Annotated in this window: 4 protein-coding genes; all 4 read right to left on the minus strand. The window is 66.0% G+C overall.

The genetic code is table 11. From position 1 onward, the window contains the following. Window positions 1-125: 125 nt before the first annotated feature. Window positions 126-1,451 (minus strand): tRNA (N(6)-L-threonylcarbamoyladenosine(37)-C(2))-methylthiotransferase MtaB, encoded by a 1,326-nt coding sequence (gene mtaB, locus EOD07_RS26600; RefSeq protein WP_127237528.1) that lies wholly within the window; start codon window positions 1,449-1,451, stop codon window positions 126-128. Further along, window positions 1,451-2,335: a diaminopimelate epimerase gene (dapF, locus tag EOD07_RS26605; RefSeq protein ID WP_127237529.1), complete on the minus strand. Its 885-nt coding sequence runs from the start codon at window positions 2,333-2,335 to the stop codon at window positions 1,451-1,453. The genes mtaB and dapF overlap by 1 nt, the downstream gene beginning before the upstream one ends. Before the next feature lie 73 nt (window positions 2,336-2,408). Beyond that, entirely contained in the window at window positions 2,409-2,570 is a 162-nt protein-coding gene (locus tag EOD07_RS26610) for a DUF1328 family protein (protein WP_073985233.1), read from the minus strand. 60 nt (window positions 2,571-2,630) lie between these two features. After that, a complete protein-coding gene (locus EOD07_RS26615; protein WP_127237530.1) occupies window positions 2,631-3,638 on the minus strand; it encodes an MBL fold metallo-hydrolase in 1,008 nt (335 codons plus the stop codon). Window positions 3,639-3,647 lie beyond the last annotated feature (9 nt).

Genomic DNA, 3,647 nt, shown 5'->3' on the forward strand with positions numbered 1-3,647 from the left:
GCGTCCAACTGATCCCATTTGATCGGCGGCAGCGGGGCCGTTTCGTCGGCGCGCTCCTCGACGACCTCTTTCTTGCCGAACGAAAATATCTTCTTGAAAAAACCAGCCATGCGTCTCGCAGTTTCTCAGGCGGCTTGCGCGGCAAAGGGCGCCGCAATCAGTCGGGCGCCGTCATGGTCGGCGATCACGGCGTCGACGATCTCGCCGGCCGCGCCGGTGTCGATCGCCGCCAGCGTGAAGCCTTCGGTGCGGCCGAGCCCGTCGCGCTCGATCAAGATCGACTGCCGCGTGCCGGCAAGCGATGACAAATGACGGCGATAGGCGGCCTCGCCGGCGGCGCGCAGCCTTGCGGCGCGCGCCTTCACCACCTCGCGGCGGACCTGCGGCATGCGCGCGGCGGGCGTGCCCTCGCGAGGCGAGAACGGGAAGACGTGGAGATGCGTCAGCCCGCACTCGTCGACAATTTTCTCCGAATTCTCGAACATCGCCTCGGTCTCGGTCGGGAATCCGGCGATGATGTCGGCGCCGAAGACGATACCGGGGCGCAGCTTGCGCACATCCTCGCAGAAGCGGATCGACTGGTCTCTGCTGTGGCGACGCTTCATGCGCTTCAGGATCATGTCGTCGCCCGACTGCAGCGACAGATGCAGATGCGGCATCAGCCTGGGCTCGGTGGCGATGGCGTCAAGCAGGTCGTCGTCGGCCTCGATGGAATCGATCGATGACAGCCGCAGCCGCTTCACGTCGGGCACTTGCCTGAGAATGGTCTTCACCAGTTTTCCAAGCTTCGGGCTGCCCGGCAGGTCGGCGCCGAAGCTGGTCATGTCGACGCCGGAGAGCACGATCTCGGCATAGCCGTTGCCGGCGAGGCGCTTGACCTGCTCCACCACCGCGCCCATCGGCACGGAGCGCGAATTGCCGCGGCCATAGGGGATGATGCAGAAGGTGCAGCGGTGGTCGCAGCCATTCTGCACCTGCACGAAGGCGCGCGCCCGGCCCTCGATGGCGTCGACCATATGGCCTGCCGTCTCGCGCACCGAAAAGATGTCGTTGACGCGCGCCTTCTCGGTGTCGTTGACGCCGAAATCGGGCAGCGCGCGATAGGAGTTGGCCTTGAGTTTCTCCTCATTGCCGAGCACGAGGTCGACCTCGTCCATGGCGGCGAAATTCTGCGGCTCGGACTGCGCCGCGCAGCCGGTGACGATGATGCGGGCTGAAGGGTTCTCGCGGCGCGCCTTGCGGATCGCCTGCTTGGCCTGGCGCACTGCCTCGGCGGTCACGGCGCAAGTGTTGAAGATGACGGCGCCGCCTTGCAGCGCGCCGAGGCCGGCGCTCTCGGCCTCGCGGCGCATCACCTCCGATTCATAGGTGTTGAGGCGGCAGCCGAAGGTGACGACGTCGATGCCCTTGCCGGCGGGGGCCTGGGCCGCGCCTTTTTCAGGGGCGGACATCAGGCGGCGCTTTCGGTGTCGCGGGCCCAGGCGCCGGTCGAGGGATCGAAGCTGCCGGAAAACTCCCATTCGGCGGCACCCGTCAGGATGACGTGATCATCCTCGCGCCACAAAACATGCAATTCCCCGCCGCCGGGCGTCAGCAGCGAAACGCTGCGGCCGGTGCGCTTGGTGCGGGCGGCCGCCACCACGGCGGCACATGCGGCCGAGCCGCAGGCCTTGGTGAGGCCGGCGCCGCGCTCCCAGGTGCGGATGATCATGGTCTCGGGCGACGTCACCTGGGCGATGGTGATGTTGGCGCGCTCGGGGAAGATCGGATGGTTTTCGAGCAGCGGACCGAAGCGGTCGAGCTCATAGGACCAGACGTCGTTGTCGACCCAGAAGATCGCGTGCGGGTTGCCCATCGACACCGCCGATGGCGAATGCAGCACCGGTGCGTCGATCGGGCCGATCTGCAGTTCGATCATGCGGGTGTCGCGGAACTCTTCCGCCAGCGGGATCTCCTGCCAGCCGAAGCGCGGCTTGCCCATGTCGACGGAGATCGAGCCGTCGGCATGCTCCTCGGCATTCAGGATGCCGGCGCGGGTCTCGAAGGTGAAGCTCTTCTGGCCGGTCTCGGCGGCCAGAGCCTGGACGACGCAGCGCGTGCCGTTGCCGCAGGCCTGCGCGCCGGTGCCGTCGGAATTCAGGATGTCGATGTAATAGGCAGTGCCCGGCGTACGCGCGTCATGGATCGCCATGATCTGGTCGAACTTGGTCGCGGCGCCGGCGTTGAGGGCGATCGCCGCTTCCGCCGTCACCTTGTCGGCACGACCGCGCATGTCGGCAACGATGATCTCGTTGCCGATGCCGTTCATCTTGGCGAAGGGGGCGGTGCCTGCCATCTAACCGGTCATTCCAGTTCCATTTGGCCGCTATATGGCTGAAACGGCCCGGAATTACCAGTCCAGCCGAGTCTTATGTGACGGCGAAGACGCCGAGCACAAGCAACAGGAAAAGGATCAGCACGATGCCGATCAGCACGCGTGCGCCCATGGCAGCGGCACCGGCCAAGGCCGGCATGCCGAGCAGGCTCGCGGCGGCGGCAATGATGAGAAGGATGATGATCCACTTGATCATGGGAAGCTCCGGCGAAATTGCGTCGCGAAACCAACGCGTTTGGCCGGTTTGGGTTCCTTGTCAGATGGGCGGTACATCCCACACTTCACCGGGCCGCATGGCGCGGAAGCGCTCCGGCGGCAGGCCTTCAGCCTCCAGCGCCTCGGCCAGTTTCCGGGCCGGTTCCTCGACCGGCTCGTCGGTGAGATGGAAGGTGCCCCAGTGACAGCCGGCGGCGTGAGCCGCGTTGCAGAGCTTCATGCCCTGCACGGCCTCTTGCGGGTTCTGGTGCTGCGGTGCCATGAACCAGCGCGGCTCATAGGCGCCGATCGGCAGGATGGCGAGGCGGAAGCCGCCATGCTTTTCTCCCATCAGCCGGTAGTTGATGCCGTCATGGAAGCCGGTATCGCCGGCGAAATAGATGTTGCCGCCCTCCGTCTCGATGACAAAGCCCGCCCAAAGCGCCATGCGGCGGTCACGTCCGCCGCGCGCCGACCAGTGATGCGCCGGCTCGACATGGATGGCGGCCGCGCCGAAATCGATCCTGTCGCCCCAGTCATGCACGCCGAGCCGCATGCCGGGCACGGCGCGGCCGATCACGGCGTCGTTGCCGAGCGGCGTGATCACCAGCGGGTCGTGGCTTTCCTTCAGTCGCTTCAGCGTGGCGAGGTCGAGATGATCGTAGTGATTGTGACTGACCAGCACCAGGTCGATCGGTGGCAGGTCGGCAAAGGCGATGCCCGGCGCATTGACCCTTCTCGGGCCGGCGAAGGAAAAAGGCGAAGCACGCCCCGACCAGACCGGATCGGTCAGGATGTTCAGTCCGGCGGTCTGAATGAGAAGCGAGGCGTGGCCGACCATGGTGAGCCTGAGCGCGCCGCCATCCAGCCGTCCGTCCGGTTTTGCCGGCGGATGGGGGCTTGGCCAGGCGGCCGGCCACTTCGCCCGCTTGCCGCCGAATTGCCATTTGAGAAGATCGCTGAAGCGCCCGGGCGGTTTGCCGCCGGGGTTCAAGAACAAGGTCCCGTCGAAATGATCGCTGGGCGGGCCGCTGTAATAGCGGTTGGCGGTTCCTTTTCTCGCGGCCATTCTCTTTTC

Source organism: Mesorhizobium sp. M2C.T.Ca.TU.002.02.1.1, from assembly GCF_003997225.1.

What these genes read in the sequence shown, in the direction of transcription:
- EOD07_RS26615 (WP_127237530.1), bottom strand. Translation starts at nt 3,638, where the DNA reads ATGGCCGCGAGAAAAGGAACCGCCAACCGCTATTACAGCGGCCCGCCC.
- mtaB (WP_127237528.1), bottom strand. Translation starts at nt 1,451, where the DNA reads ATGTCCGCCCCTGAAAAAGGCGCGGCCCAGGCCCCCGCCGGCAAGGGC.
- EOD07_RS26610 (WP_073985233.1), bottom strand. Translation starts at nt 2,570, where the DNA reads ATGATCAAGTGGATCATCATCCTTCTCATCATTGCCGCCGCCGCGAGC.
- dapF (WP_127237529.1), bottom strand. Translation starts at nt 2,335, where the DNA reads ATGGCAGGCACCGCCCCCTTCGCCAAGATGAACGGCATCGGCAACGAG.